16 protein-coding genes are annotated in these 13,453 nt (G+C 59.4%); 7 read left to right on the forward strand and 9 right to left on the reverse strand.

All coding sequences use genetic code 11. From position 1 onward, the window contains the following. Positions 1–32: 32 nt before the first annotated feature. Positions 33–788, reverse strand: coding sequence for a spermidine synthase (locus H8F23_RS08175; RefSeq protein ID WP_186613875.1), 756 nt, complete (start codon positions 786–788; stop codon positions 33–35). 154 nt (positions 789–942) lie between these two features. On the opposite strand from H8F23_RS08175, the gene H8F23_RS08180 reads away from it, so the two are divergent. Beyond that, complete coding sequence (locus H8F23_RS08180; protein WP_194933990.1) at positions 943–2,289, forward strand: class II 3-deoxy-7-phosphoheptulonate synthase; 1,347 nt, start codon at positions 943–945, stop codon at positions 2,287–2,289. Positions 2,290–2,387: 98 nt separating this feature from the next. Here H8F23_RS08180 and H8F23_RS08185 read toward each other — a convergent pair whose 3' ends face one another. Both H8F23_RS08185 and H8F23_RS08190 read right to left on the reverse strand, forming a co-directional pair. Next, on the reverse strand, positions 2,388–3,614 hold the full coding sequence (locus tag H8F23_RS08185) for a winged helix-turn-helix domain-containing protein (protein ID WP_194933991.1): 1,227 nt from the start codon (positions 3,612–3,614) through the stop codon (positions 2,388–2,390). Between the two features lie 80 nt (positions 3,615–3,694). Next, the gene (locus H8F23_RS08190; RefSeq protein ID WP_093435156.1) at positions 3,695–3,916 is read right to left on the reverse strand and encodes a DUF1127 domain-containing protein; all 222 of its coding nucleotides are present in this window, start codon (positions 3,914–3,916) and stop codon (positions 3,695–3,697) included. Between the two features lie 96 nt (positions 3,917–4,012). Here H8F23_RS08190 and H8F23_RS08195 point away from each other — a divergent pair, with 96 nt between their 5' ends. Then, positions 4,013–4,867: a LysR substrate-binding domain-containing protein gene (locus H8F23_RS08195; protein ID WP_007908606.1), complete on the forward strand. Its 855-nt coding sequence runs from the start codon at positions 4,013–4,015 to the stop codon at positions 4,865–4,867. On the opposite strand, the gene H8F23_RS08200 is transcribed toward H8F23_RS08195, so the two are convergent. Beyond that, the gene (locus tag H8F23_RS08200; protein WP_175559623.1) at positions 4,857–5,606 is read right to left on the reverse strand and encodes a sulfite exporter TauE/SafE family protein; all 750 of its coding nucleotides are present in this window, start codon (positions 5,604–5,606) and stop codon (positions 4,857–4,859) included. The genes H8F23_RS08195 and H8F23_RS08200 overlap by 11 nt on opposite strands. A gap of 109 nt (positions 5,607–5,715) precedes the next feature. On the opposite strand from H8F23_RS08200, the gene H8F23_RS08205 reads away from it, so the two are divergent. From H8F23_RS08205 to H8F23_RS08215, 3 genes are all read left to right on the forward strand, one after another. After that, entirely contained in the window at positions 5,716–6,672 is a 957-nt protein-coding gene (locus tag H8F23_RS08205) for a LysR family transcriptional regulator (protein ID WP_194933992.1), read from the forward strand. Between the two features lie 72 nt (positions 6,673–6,744). Next, positions 6,745–7,200 carry a MarR family winged helix-turn-helix transcriptional regulator gene (locus tag H8F23_RS08210; protein WP_194933993.1) on the forward strand — a complete coding sequence of 152 codons (456 nt, stop codon included), beginning with the start codon at positions 6,745–6,747 and terminating at the stop codon, positions 7,198–7,200. A gap of 324 nt (positions 7,201–7,524) precedes the next feature. After that, positions 7,525–7,944, forward strand: coding sequence for an organic hydroperoxide resistance protein (locus tag H8F23_RS08215; protein WP_194933994.1), 420 nt, complete (start codon positions 7,525–7,527; stop codon positions 7,942–7,944). 110 nt (positions 7,945–8,054) lie between these two features. Here the strand turns inward: H8F23_RS08215 and H8F23_RS08220 are convergent, their stop codons facing one another. Further along, positions 8,055–8,624, reverse strand: coding sequence for an elongation factor P (locus H8F23_RS08220; RefSeq protein WP_007908599.1), 570 nt, complete (start codon positions 8,622–8,624; stop codon positions 8,055–8,057). Between the two features lie 48 nt (positions 8,625–8,672). Beyond that, entirely contained in the window at positions 8,673–9,815 is a 1,143-nt protein-coding gene (earP, locus tag H8F23_RS08225) for an elongation factor P maturation arginine rhamnosyltransferase EarP (RefSeq protein ID WP_194933995.1), read from the reverse strand. Between the two features lie 124 nt (positions 9,816–9,939). On the opposite strand from earP, the gene H8F23_RS08230 reads away from it, so the two are divergent. Further along, positions 9,940–10,347, forward strand: a complete 408-nt coding sequence (locus H8F23_RS08230) for a hypothetical protein (protein WP_194933996.1) — start codon at positions 9,940–9,942, stop codon at positions 10,345–10,347. A 2-nt stretch (positions 10,348–10,349) separates the two neighbouring features. Continuing rightward, positions 10,350–10,832 carry a GreA/GreB family elongation factor gene (locus H8F23_RS08235; protein ID WP_194933997.1) on the forward strand — a complete coding sequence of 161 codons (483 nt, stop codon included), beginning with the start codon at positions 10,350–10,352 and terminating at the stop codon, positions 10,830–10,832. A 9-nt stretch (positions 10,833–10,841) separates the two neighbouring features. Here the strand turns inward: H8F23_RS08235 and cysB are convergent, their stop codons facing one another. The 3 genes from cysB to H8F23_RS08250 form a co-directional block, all read right to left on the reverse strand. Continuing rightward, complete coding sequence (cysB, locus tag H8F23_RS08240; protein ID WP_007908591.1) at positions 10,842–11,816, reverse strand: HTH-type transcriptional regulator CysB; 975 nt, start codon at positions 11,814–11,816, stop codon at positions 10,842–10,844. A 113-nt stretch (positions 11,817–11,929) separates the two neighbouring features. After that, complete coding sequence (locus H8F23_RS08245) at positions 11,930–12,433, reverse strand: universal stress protein (protein ID WP_007908589.1); 504 nt, start codon at positions 12,431–12,433, stop codon at positions 11,930–11,932. 97 nt (positions 12,434–12,530) lie between these two features. Next, a complete protein-coding gene (locus H8F23_RS08250; RefSeq protein WP_093435175.1) occupies positions 12,531–13,436 on the reverse strand; it encodes a 5'-nucleotidase in 906 nt (301 codons plus the stop codon). Positions 13,437–13,453 lie beyond the last annotated feature (17 nt).

Consider the following 13,453-nt stretch of genomic DNA (forward strand, 5'->3'; position numbering starts at 1 on the left):
AGCCTGCTCGCGAAGAGGCCGTCACTGACGACTCAGGTCGCCGGGCGAATACTGTTGATCAACGACTGTAACGAATACCCCAACCGCGGTGCCAGCGCTTCAGCCCGGGCCGTCAGTGCCTGCATGTCCAACACCTGATCTAGATCCGCCGGCACAATCAGAATCACGTTGCCCTCCTTCACCGGCAATTCCCAGTAATGCCGGTGATACAGCCCGCGCAACAACGCCGCACCCAACGGCTTGCCGTCATCGGTGGCCCACTGATTGATCACCAGCCAGCCACCCGGATTCAGACGCTTCTGGCAGTCGCCGAGAAAACTCCAGGCCAGATGCCCGACGCCCGGACCGACATCGGTATACAGGTCGACAAAAATCAGATCTGCAGGCTCGGCGGTCGGCAGCAGTTCCAGCGCATCGCCAACGCGTATATACAAGCGTGGATCATCGTCCAGGCCAAGGTACTCGATGGCCAGGCGCGGCACATCCGGACGCAGTTCAATGGCTTCGACATCTTCCAGCGGCAGAAACTTGAGGCAGGCCTGGGTCAATGTACCAGCGCCGAGCCCGAGAAACAGCGCGCTCTCCGGCTGCTCGTGGCACAACGCACCGATCAGCATCGCCCGGGTGTAGTCGTACTCCAGCCAGCTCGGATCTGCGGTGAACACGCAGCTCTGCTCGATCGCATCGCCGAACTCCAGAAAGCGGTAATCAGCCACTTCCAGCACGCGAATCACGCCGAACTCATCCTGTACTTCGGCGAGCAGATGCTCGACGCGCTCCTCAGTCATTTCGTCTCCTGATGGTCACCGGGCGCGGTGACGCGATGGCACCGCTGTGGCGCCGTGGCAAAGCGGCGATTGTCGGCGATGGGGCGGGAGCAGGTCACGCACTAATTGCTGCTACCATTGGGCTTCCCGTGCGTAGAACCAATTAGAGACCGTGATGAGCCAACCGTGGAGCCCTGATAGCTGGCGCGCCCTGCCGATCCAGCAACAACCCCAATATCCTGACGCGGCGCATCTGCGCCAGGTCGAGCAGACGCTGGCCAGTTATCCGCCACTGGTGTTTGCCGGCGAAGCGCGCGAACTGCGCCGCCAGTTTGCCGAAGTCACCCAGGGCCGGGCATTCCTGCTGCAGGGCGGTGATTGCGCGGAAAGCTTTGCCGAATTCTCCGCTGCGAAGATTCGCGACACGTTCAAAGTGTTACTGCAAATGGCGATCGTCATGACCTTCGCCGCAGGCTGCCCGGTGGTCAAGGTCGGGCGCATGGCCGGTCAGTTCGCCAAACCGCGTTCGGCCAACGACGAGACCATCAACGGCGTGACGCTGCCGGCTTACCGGGGCGACATCGTCAACGGCATCGGCTTCGACGAAAAGAGCCGCGTGCCGGATCCAGAGCGCCTGCTGCAGTCCTACCACCAGTCCACCGCGACCCTGAACCTGCTGCGCGCGTTTGCTCAGGGCGGTTTTGCCGACCTGCACCAAGTGCACAAGTGGAACCTCGATTTCATCGCCAATTCGGCGCTGGCTGAAAAATACAGTCATCTCGCCGACCGCATCGATGAAACCCTGGCGTTCATGCGCGCCTGCGGCATGGACAGCTCGCCGCAACTGCGCGAAACCAGTTTCTTCACCGCCCACGAAGCGCTGCTGCTGAACTACGAAGAAGCCTTCGTGCGTCGCGACAGCTTGACCAACGATTACTACGATTGCTCGGCGCACATGCTGTGGATCGGTGACCGCACCCGTCAGCTCGACGGCGCGCATGTCGAATTCCTGCGCGGGGTGAACAACCCGATCGGCGTCAAAGTCGGCCCAAGCATGGACCCCGATGACCTGATCCGCCTGATCGACGTGCTCAACCCGGACAACGATCCGGGGCGCCTCAACCTGATTGCGCGGATGGGCGCGAACAAGGTGGGCGATCACCTGCCGGCGCTGATCCGCGCGGTGCAGCGCGAAGGCAAGCAAGTGCTGTGGAGTTCCGACCCGATGCACGGCAACACTATCAAGGCCAGCAGCGGCTACAAGACCCGCGACTTCGCGCAGATCCTTGGCGAGGTTAAACAGTTCTTCCAGGTGCACGAGGCGGAAGGCACTTATGCCGGCGGCATTCATATCGAGATGACCGGGCAGAATGTCACCGAGTGCATCGGTGGTGCGCGGCCGATTACTGAAGATGGCTTGTCGGATCGCTATCACACGCACTGTGATCCACGGATGAATGCTGATCAGTCGCTGGAGTTGGCGTTTTTGATCGCTGAAACCCTGAAGCAGGTTCGTCGCTAGACCGCGTCGCCTCCTTCGCGAGCAGGCTCGCTCCCACACTGGATTTGTGTCGTTCGCATATCCCCTGTGTGAGCGAGCCTGCTCGCGAAGGGGCCCGCTCAGTCACAGCCTGTCTGCGCCAATGCCACCCGCAACCGCGCCGCACTCTCGCGCTGACAATTCAACTGCACCCGCGCCAGCCCCAACCAATCCGCCATCCGCCGCAGATTCTCCGCCAGCGCCAGCATCCCCTGCTCATCCAGCCCCGGCGCTTCCTCGTGCAGCGCATGCACCGCCAACTGCCCCGCCGCCCGCTCGGCGCGCAAATCGACCCGTGCGGCGATCCTCTCGTTGTGCAAAAACGGCAACACGTAATAGCCGTAAACCCGTTTGTCCTGTGGCGTATAAATCTCCAGCCGATAGCGAAAATCGAACAAGCGCTCAGTCCGGCTACGCTCCCAGATCAACGAATCAAAGGGCGACAGCAGCGCACTGGCCATGACCTTGCGCGGGACGCTCGGCTCCGGCAGGCAATAGGCGATTTGCCGCCAACCGGCGACCTCGCACATCTGCAACTGCCCGGCTTCAACCAGTTCCGCGAGACGTGGCCGCGCATCCGCCGGATTCAGACGAAAGTAATCACGCAGGTCTTTTTCAGTACCGACACCCAAGGCCTGTGCCGCGTGCAACAGCAGCCCACGTTGCGCTTCGGCTTCATCAGGCAACGCCTGTTGCAAGATCGATGAAGGGATCACCCGCTCCGGCAAATCATACAAACGCTCAAAACCACGCCGCCCCGCCACCGTCACTTCACCCGCAGCGAACAGCCACTCCAGCGCATGTTTTTCCGCGCTCCAGTCCCACCACGGTCCGGCCTTGTCTGCACGGGTTGAAAGGCTGCCGGCGCCCAACGCGCCCTGCTCTTCCACCGAATTCAAGACCCGACGCACCACGTCCTGCTGCTCGCGACCGAATCTGGCCAGTTGCTGATAAATATCCTCGCCACGCCTGGCCCGCTGCATGCGCCAGCCCAGCAACGGATACATCGACATCGGCAGCAACGAGGCTTCGTGTCCCCAGTATTCGAACAACGTGCGACGTCGCCCCGAACTCCAGGCAGCCTGGTCGAGCAAGTCGGAAGAATAGGAACCGAGACGGGAAAACAGCGGCAGGTAGTGCGAGCGCACCACGGCGTTGACGGAGTCGATTTGCAGCAAACCCAGCCTTTCGATCAGCCGGTTGACGTGTGGCGCCTTGACGGTCGGCGGCTGGCGCCCGTTGAACCCTTGGGCAGCCAGCGCCAGTCGTCGCGCCTGTTTGAGGGAAAAGGCCAGAGTCGCGGGCATGAGCATCTCCTTGTCTGCTCGCAACCTACCTCACTGGAAGAGGGTTTGTGTAGCGTTCTGCTCATCATTTATGCAACGGGTCATTTATGCATCGGATCATCCCAGAACGGCCGCACGGACTCGTGTTCAACGTCGGCACGACTGACGCCGATGTCTTTCAACGCTTCGTCGCTCAGACTGGCGAGCAACTCGCGTTCACGGTGCAATTCGTACCAGCGGCTAAACTTGTGCAGCAGGTCGGAAACGAGATGGCCGTGGCCGGAAAATTTTGCGTCGTCTACATACTCTCTTTGACCTTTCATCGTGTTGCCTCCTTTGTGGATGGCTCAAGTCTCGCGCCGGCGCTAAGATCAATCCAACGAATGTTTCTGATGGCATGCATCACGGAGATTCATCAATTGTCGGCCTACCCCAGTATCGATACCGATGTCCTGCGCACCTTTGTCGCGATTGCCGATCAGGGCGGTTTCACCCGCGCCGGCGAAATGGTCAACCGCACGCAGTCGGCGGTGAGCATGCAGATGAAGCGTCTGGAAGAAGACGTGTTGCAGCGGCAATTGTTTGAGCGCGACGGACGCCAGGTGCGCCTGACCGCTGAAGGCCAGGTGCTGCTCGGATACGCGCGGCGCATCCTCAAGCTGCACAGCGAAGTGTTCAACACCTTGCGCGAGCCGCACATGGTCGGCACCGTGCGCATCGGCACGCCGGATGACTACGTGATGCGTTTTCTGCCGGGGATCCTGTCGCGGTTTGCGCAGTTCTATCCACTTATCCAGATCGAAGTGCATTGCGAATCGACCAAACAACTGTTGCAGCGTACTGACCTGGATTTGTCGATCGTCACCCGTGAACCGGGCAACGAAATCGGTCAGTTGCTGCGCAAGGAGCGTTTTGTCTGGGCCGAGGCGCAGAATTTCAGCGCCCACGAACAAACGCCACTACCTCTGGCGATGTTCAACAGTGATTGTTTCTGCCGCTTGTGGGCGTGTAACGCACTGGATGCGATGGGCCGCGAATACCGCATCGCTTATAACAGCACCAGCCTCTCGGCGTTGATGGCGGTGGTGAGCGCGGGTCTGGCGATCACCGCGCAACTGGAAAGCCTGATCACCCCGGACATGCGCATTCTCGGCGCCGCCGAAGATCTGCCGCTGTTGCCCGAGGCCAGCATCATGCTGATCCGCAACCTGAACAATCCGTCACCGATCACCGAGTGCCTGGCCGAGCATATCGTCGAAGGTTTTAAACTTTAAACGCGAGCATCACCGCACACAGCACCAGAAAACCGCAGAACAGCCCGCGCAGAAGTTTTTCCGGCATGGCGTGGGCAACTTTCACCCCCCAACTGATACTCGCCAGACCGCCGATGGCCAGCGGCAGGCCGATCATCCAGTCCACTTCGTGATGTACCGCGTAGGTCACCAGGGTCACGCCGGTGCTAGGCAACGCCAGCGCCAGCGACAAGCCCTGAGCGACCACTTGCGTGGTGCCGAAGAGGCTGGTCAGCACTGGCGTTGCCACCACGGCACCGCCGACACCGAACAAGCCGCCCATGGTTCCGGACGCCGCACCGAGGACGCCGAGCCAAGGCCAGGAATAGCGCATCTCGGAAGTCGCAGCGGGTTGCTTGCCAAACATCTTCAGCAGGTTGTACGCCGAGAGCACCACCAGGAAAGCGACAAAGCCGATGCGCATGGTTTGCGCATCGATACCCACCGCCCAGATCGAACCGATCCACGCAAAGCAGAAACCCATCAGCGCCAAGGGCAGCGCATGCCGCAGTTCGATGCGATTGCGCTGGTGATAGCGCCACAGCGCCAGCATCACGTTCGGCACCACCATGACCAGCGCCGTGCCTTGGGCAATCTGCTGATCGAGGCCGAACCACACACCGAGCAACGGGATAGCAATCAAGCCGCCGCCGATGCCGAAAATGCCGCCAAGTGTGCCAAGGGCGGCGCCGAACAGCAGGTACAACAAAAACTCCATCACAGCTGAATTCCTCTTACGTCAGGCGATTCATCCTACGCAGTCGTGGCTGGCGGGGAAACGCACAGCAACGCACAATGGCTATGCCGATTTCGCACAAGCGTGAATTCTCATGAACCCCAACCAACTGACTGAACAATTAGGGCTGTTTCTCGATGTGCTGGAGAGTGGCAGCTTTTCCGCCGCCTCGCGCCGTCATCCGCTGACACCTTCGGCCGTTGCGCGACGCATCGACAGCCTGGAAAGCGCCGTCGGCAGCCAGTTATTTATACGCAGCACCCACGCCGTCAGAGCAACACCCGCCGGTCTGGCGTTTGCCGAACGTGCCCGGCGCATTGTCGCCGAGTTGCAACTGGCGCGGGCCGAAGCCGTGTCCTTGAGCAGCGCGCCGGAAGGCTTGATTCGCATCGACGCCCCCGCCGCGTTCGGACGACGGCATCTGGCACCGGTGATCGCCGACTTTCTCGTCCTCTACCCGGGGCTGGATGTGCAGTTGCACTTGATCGACAGTTTCGTCGACATGGGCGGCTCGAACCTGGGCAAGGTTGACCTGGTGCTGCGTGCCGGGCAAATGGCTGACACACGATTGGTGGCCACGCCTTTGGCAAGCATGGTGCGCATAGCCTGTGCCAGTCCTGACTATCTCAAACGCCGGGGTGTGCCCGGCAGTCCGGCGCAACTTGGCGAGCATGACGGTCTGGACTGGGAAGGCCTCGCCCCGCCTTTTGCCTGGCGGTTCGAGCAGGACGGCCAGATGCACTTGCACCGCCCGGCGCGCATCCGCATGAGCGCCAACAATGCCGAAGCGCTGGTGTGTGGGGCTTTGGCGGGATTAGGGATTGCGCATTTGCCGACCTGGCTGGCGAGCGAATACCTGCTGCGCGGAGAACTGGTCCCGCTGTTCTGCGAGAACGGCCTGCCGCCCCCGGAATCCACCGGCATCTACGCACTGCGCATGGAACAGCAAACCAACTCGCGCAGCCGCTTGTTGCTTGAATACCTCAAGACTCGTTTCAGTCCAGTGCCGCCGTGGGATCTGGCGCTGCAACGGGATCTCGGCCGCCATTAGATCCGGAGAATTATCTGGCGCATTAAAGATTCGAGCGCTAGATTCATGACCATCACCGAACAAGGCTTTGACATGACTTCCCAACGCGACACCTGCGACGACCTGCTGCTGGATAACCAGGCCTGCTTCGCCCTGCATTCCACTTCGCTGATGATGACCAAGGTCTACAAGCCGCTGCTGCAAGCCTTGAACCTGACCTATCCGCAGTACCTGGCGATGATGGTGTTGTGGGAGAAGGATGGATTGACGGTCGGAGAAATCAGCACTCGACTACTGACCGATCCTGGCTCGCTGACGCCACTGCTCAAGCGTCTGGAAGGCGAAGGGTTGCTCAGCCGCACCCGCAGTCGTGAGGATGAGCGGGTAGTGATTGTCGAGCTGACCGAGCAAGGCCAAGCGCTGAAAGAAAAAGCCCAGACCGTTCCGCAATGCATCCTCGGCGCCAGCGGCTTCACCCTGGAACGCCTGCAAAACCTGCAATCAGAGTTGCAGGCGCTGCGTAGCCATCTACAAGAAAGCCTTATCTAAGGCCCACCAATCCCTGTAGGAGTGAGCCTGCTCGCGATAGCGGTGTGCCAGTCAACTCAGAAGTCGACTGAACCACCGCTATCGCGAGCGGGCTCACTCCTACATTTGATCTCGTCGTCTGAAAAATATTTTTCAACGCCTGATCTCCCCGCCATCCCGTCTAAATCGCACTTTTCAGGCTGACCAGCGATTCGCCGTTTTGCCGAAACGCAAATTCTTCAGAAATTTATCTTGCGCGCAATATATTAGCGCGATACATTCACTTCGCACTTACTTAGCGCGCAAACAATTAGCGCAAAAAAAACACTCAACGAGGCTCACACCATGCAAACTCTCTACACTGCAATCGCAACCTCCACTGGCGGCCGTGACGGTCGTGCGGTCTCCAGCGACAACATCCTCGACGTCAAACTCGCCACTCCGAAAGAACTCGGCGGTGCCGGCGGCGCGGCAACCAACCCAGAGCAACTGTTCGCTGCCGGCTACTCGGCCTGCTTCATCGGCGCACTGAAATTCGTCGCCGGCCAGACCAAACGCAAAATCCCTGACGACGCCTCGATCACCGCCCACGTCGGTATCGGCCAGATCCCTGGCGGTTTCGGTCTGGACATCGACCTGCACATCAGCCTGCCAGGCCTGGAACAAGCCGATGCGCAAGCGCTGGTCGACGCCGCTCACCAGGTCTGCCCGTACTCCAACGCCACCCGTGGCAACGTCGATGTACGTCTGCACGTCACCGTTTGAAGCCATACGCAAATTCCAATGTAGGAGTGAGCCTGCGGCGTGACACATATCGCAGGCGCAAAAAAGCCCGGCTCAATGGCCGGGCTTTTTCTTTCCGTAAAAAGCAGTGCTTATTTGGCACGGCCTTTGTAGGAACCGCCTTCGCGGGTGTCGATTTCGATCTTGTCACCGATTTCGATGAAGTCAGCAACCTGCAGCTCAGTACCATTAGCCAGTTTGGCTGGCTTCATGACTTTGCCGGAAGTGTCGCCACGAGCCGAACCTTCGGTGTAGTCAACTACGCGCACGATGGTGGTCGGCAGCTCTACGGAAACCAGACGCTCTTCGAAGAAGATCGCTTCGCAAACATCGGTCATGCCTTCTTCAACGAAAGGCAGAACAGCTTCGATGTCTTCAGCGTTCAGCTCGTACATGGTGTAGTCAGTGGTGTCCATGAACGTGTAGGTGTCGCCGCTGATGAAGGACAGGGTCGCTTCTTTGCGGTCGAGGATTACGTCGTCCAGTTTGTCGTCAGCGCTGTAAACGATCTCGGTCTTGTAACCGGTCAGCAGGTTTTTCAGCTTGGTCTTCATGATCGCGCTGTTACGGCCCGACTTGGTGAATTCAGCTTTCTGAACCAGCCAAGGATCGTTCTCGAGACGGATCACGGTACCGGGTTTCAGTTCTTTACCAGTTTTCATTGCGAATATCCGAATTTGGATGGGATTTACAAAAATCTAGGCCGCGTATCATATCCAATTTAGGTAAAACTGTACCAGCGCTGCGGCAAGATCGGCCTGCAAGCCTTGTTCCAGACACCACGCTTCGGCATTTTCCTGCAGGTCTGGCCAATGTTTACGGACTTCGAGCCAGTGTTCACCGATGGGCTGACCGGCGCTCCAGGCTCGCCACAGACCGTTCATCGCCTCGGCAGCGGCCGGTGACAGACCTTTTGTGTAAAGCACGAGGAAGGCATCAAGCTTGTCCAGATGGATGTCTTCGTCCTGCTGATAGATGTGCCAGAGCATCGGCCGCCCCGCCCACTGCGCCCGCACAAACGAGTCCTCACCACGCACCGCGTTAAAATCGCAGCACCAGAGCAACTGATCGTATTGATCCTGACGGACGAACGGCAACACCTGCACGGTCAACGACTGACGCACATTGATCTCGCCCACCGTCAGCGCTTCCACCCCGAGCCAGCGCGCCACGTCGCCAAGAATCCGCCCTTCCGGCACCAACAGGTGAGTCGGCGCAGCGTCCGCCGCCAAAACGTCCAGCCAACTGGCCAACCCGGCGTTCTCGTAGGCAAACAGCGAAATCAGCTGGGCGCCAGGCGCACGATCGATCCCGAGACCTTGGAGGAATTGGCGCTGAGCCTCGGCATCCTGCTGAAATTGCCGACGCTGCTCGAGCAAGCCGCGCTCACGCAACAGCCCGCCAGTACCTGACTGGAATCCGGGAAAGAAGAAGAACTTCTGCACCGATTTGTATTTGACCGACGGCAACCCGTGACAGCCGATCACCCAGTCTTCGGCGCTGAGATAATCGAGGTTCATCCACAAGGGCGGCGGCTGTCGCGTGGCCATCGCGTCCATGTAGTCACTGGGCAACTGACAGGCGAACGCAGCAATCACCACATCCGCCGCCTCTGTGTGCACCCACTCGGCTGGCCAGTGCCGCACTTCGACGCCTTGTTGCGATTGCTGTGCGGCGTTGATATCGATCGCCGGGCAAATGCGTTCGAATGCGCGCAGATCATCGACCCACAAGCGCACCGCCAAACCATGCTCAGCCACCAATTGCCGAGCCAGACGCCAGGTCACGCCGATGTCGCCAAAGTTGTCGACCACGGTGCAAAAAATATCCCAGCGGGGTTTCAATTGCGGCATTCAAGACTCCCGTTGGCAAAAGCAGCGATTGTCCGCATAAATCACCTCGCGCAGAAGAGCCGACGGCGATTAATCTTCGTGCGACAATCGCCACTTGCCCGCAATCACCCGCCAGGAGGCAGCCATGCCCTACCGTCCCAACCCGCGTCGCCCGTTGCCTGTTCAGCTTAGCGCGCTGCATTTGACCGGCAGTATTGCCTTGGGCATGTGGCTGGGCTTCGTCGCCATTGCGCTGACCTGCTGGCTGCTGTCGCATTTGCTGTTCAAAGAACAACTGGCACCGGTTGCCCAGGCTGTGCAGCAGTTGGCTAATCCACCGGCGGTGCAGGTGCAGCCGGATATTCCGCCGCAGAGCCCGCTGTTCCAACAGTACGAAGAAAACCTGCGCAAGAGCGAGCAGCAAGTGCGTCTGGATCAGGCACGCGGCAGTACGCGCAATCTGTCGAATCCAAAATGCCAGTTCTGGTTGCAACAGGATCAGACGGCTCCAAGCGAAAAATCCCGCGCCAACGTTTTGCAATTCTGCGATTGATCATGAACAAGCACGCCGTCCACCAACTGATTCTCGACAAATTGCGCATCGACCTCGATATCGCCGAACGCGCCGCGCAAACCGCTTACGAAACCGCGACGCACGAAGAAAACATCGCCGAAAACAAGTACGACACGCTGGGTCTGGAAGCGTCGTATCTGGCAGCCGGGCAAGCAAAACGGGTCGAGGAAATCCGTCAGTCTTTGGCGTTGTGCCAGAACCTGACGCTGCGGGCCTACGATGAAAACCGTGGTATCGAAGTCGGTGCCCTGCTCGGCCTGGAGGACGAAAAGGGTCGCGAGCAATGGCTGTTTCTGGCGCCGGATGCAGCAGGCCTGAAAGTCGATGTGGTCGGTCAGCCGATTACCGTCATCACTCCGCGCTCGCCGCTGGGCAAAGGTCTGCTGGGCAAGTGCGAAGGTGATGAGGTGGAGATTCTGGTGGCGGGCACTCGGCAACAGTTTGCTGTCACCGAGGTACTCTGAGGCAACTGATCAGTGAACGGGTAGCTCGACGCCGTCGAACAGCTCTTCCAGTTCCTGCTTGTTGTGGCACTGAATGGCTTTGGCCATGACTTCGCGAGTCAGGTGCGGGGCGAACTTCTCGATGAAGTCGCACATGAAACCACGCAGGAAAGTGCCACGACGGAAACCGATCTTGGTGATGCTCGATTCGAACAGTTCGCTGGCATCCAGCACCACCAGATCGTTGTCGAGCTTGGTGTCGACTGCCATTTTAGCGACGATGCCCACACCCAGACCCAGACGCACGTAAGTCTTGATCACGTCGGCGTCGGCGGCGGTGAACACCACTTTCGGCGTCAGGCCGCGATGGCTGAAGGCTTCGTCGAGTTTCGAACGACCAGTGAAACCGAACACGTAAGTCACGATCGGGTATTCGGCCAGCGCTTCCAGGGTCAGCTTTGGCAACTTGGTCAGCGGATGGCCCTGCGGTACGACCACGCAACGATTCCAGCGGTAGCACGGCATCATCACCAGATCGCCGAACAGCTCCAGCGCTTCGGTGGCGATGGCAAAATCCACAGTGCCATCAGCGGCCATTTCGGCGATCTGCATCGGCGAACCCTGGTGCATGTGCAGCGCTACATCAGGGTACTGTTTAATGAAATTGCTGATCACCGGCGGCAGCGCATAACGTGCCTGGGTGTGGGTGGTGGCGATCGACAGGGTGCCTTTTTTCTCGTTGGAGAACTCCTGGGCGATCTGCTTGATGCTTTCGACCTTGCGCAGAATCTCACCGGCGGTGGTGATGATGCGCTCACCGGCCGGGGTCACGCGGGTCAGGTGTTTGCCGCTGCGGGCAAACACTTCGACACCGAGTTCGTCTTCCAGCAGGCGGATTTGTTTACTGATGCCCGGTTGCGAGGTGTAAAGGCTTTGGGCTGTAGCGGAAACGTTGAGGTCGTGGTGCGCCACTTCCCAGATGTAGCGCAATTGTTGAAGCTTCATATGAATCCCTCAAAGCAGGTAGACGCCACGGGCATCAGCGACGGTATATAACTATATTAATGGTTTGAATAATAAATCTAGAACTTTTTTATCAAAGCGCCATTATTCCTGCCTTAGCGATCCTCCCGCCGCCGCCGCTCCACTAACGGCACCAGATAAACCGGCACCTTGGCCAATTGCAGGACCCGCGCCGCCGTGCGCCCCAACGGCGTTTCCGCGCCCACCCCATGGCTATGACTGCCTACGATCAGCAGATCGACGGAGAGTTTCTGCACCTGGTCGAGAATCACCTGCGACGGATCGCCCTGCAGCACGCGCACGGCGCGAATACGCTGCAGATCCTGTTCGCCTTCATCCCCCAGTTCTTCGCGAAAACTTTCCAGCACCCGCTGCTCGATATTGGCAATGACTGTTTTCAGACCCTGACTGTGAAATTCGTTCAATGCCTGCTCGTCGAGATAGCTCTGCAACACCGATTCGGCAAACAGCCCCATCGGCTCCACCGCGTGCACCACGTACAGATCGGCATTGAACGTTCGCGCCAACGCCAGGGCATGCTGCATCACTAACGGTGCGTACAGACCGAGGTCAGTGGCATACAGCATCGAACGAATCATATGACCTCCTCGCGTGCCAACATGGCGGAGATTTGATTCAGCTTAGCAGTGCCTTGGCGACTACGACGTGCGACGCAACGTCTTGAAGCACAGGGCTTTAGATGGACGGCTCATTGCTGATGCCGTGAGGCACGTGACCGGTGGCGACCACTTCGCGGGCGAGCTCGCAGTGGCCGGCCTGATCGTCGAAAAACACGTCGGCGGCGAAGGCTTCAAGGAATGCCGATTTGGTCAGGCCGCCGAGGAACAGCGATTCGTCGAGACGAATGTCCCACTCGCGCAAGGTGCGGATCACCCGCTCATGGGCCGGCGCCGAACGCGCGGTGACCAGCGCCGTGCGGATCGGGCAATCGTCATCGGGAAACTCGCGCTGCAACAGATTGAGCGCCGCCAAAAAGCCCTTGAACGGCCCACCGCGCAAAGGCTCACGAGCTGACTCACGCTCCTTGGCCTGAAACGCTTCGAGTCCGCCGGACTGATAGACACGTTCCGACTCGTCGGAAAAAATCACTGCGTCGCCGTCGAAGGCGATGCGCAATTCGTCGCTGGCCGCGCGACTGGCACCACCGGACAGAATCGTCGCCGCTGCGAATCCGGCATCCAGCGCCGCGCGCACATCTTCGGCATGGGTCGACAGAAACAGGTCGCAACCAAAGGCTTTCAGATACGGATACGGACTGCGCCCGCCAACAAACGCCGCGCGGGAAATCGCCAGACCGTAATGGTGAATCGAGTTGAATACGCGCAGGCCGGTGTCGGCACTGTTGCGCGAGACCAGAATCACCTCGACCCGCGCGCGGCCGAGGCGACTGTTGAGTTTCAGGAGTTTTTCCACCAGCGGAAAAGCATCGCCAGGCGCAAGGATTTCGTCTTCATGCTCAATCTGGTATTGCCGATAGGCTTCGACACCGCTCGACAGGTAGACCTTGTGGCTCTCGCTCAGGTCGAACAGGGCACGCGACGAAATCGCCAGCACCAGTTTGTCATCGATGTTCTTGGCCATGCCTTCCCCCGTCCTTC

It is taken from the genome of Pseudomonas neuropathica (assembly GCF_015461835.1).
Classification (GTDB): Bacteria; Pseudomonadota; Gammaproteobacteria; order Pseudomonadales; family Pseudomonadaceae; genus Aquipseudomonas; species Aquipseudomonas neuropathica.